At 54.2% G+C, this 332-nt stretch carries 1 rRNA gene; it reads left to right on the forward strand.

The window, feature by feature from the left end:
• Positions 1–332 (forward strand): 16S ribosomal RNA (locus tag ACTHS4_RS11745); the annotation flags it as partial.

The raw sequence follows: 332 nt of genomic DNA on the forward strand, positions 1-332 counted from the left end.
TTTTACTTGAGTGATCCTAGGAGGAAGGACGGGCTAAGTTCGTGCCAGCAGCCGCGGTAAGACGAACCGTCCGAACGTTATTCGGTATCACTGGGCTTAAAGAGTTCGTAGGCGGCCCGACAGGTGAGGTGTGAAATCCCTCGGCTCAACCGAGGAACTGCGCTTCAAACCGTCAGGCTTGAGGGAGATAGAGGTGAGCGGAACAGATGGTGGAGCGGTGAAATGCGTTGATATCATCTGGAACACCGGTGGCGAAAGCGGCTCACTGGATCTTTTCTGACGCTGAGGAACGAAAGCTAGGGTAGCGAACGGGATTAGATACCCGAGTAGTC

It is taken from the genome of Neisseria sp. P0014.S009 (genome assembly GCF_051958155.1).
Taxonomy (GTDB): domain Bacteria; phylum Pseudomonadota; class Gammaproteobacteria; order Burkholderiales; family Neisseriaceae; genus Neisseria; species Neisseria flavescens_C.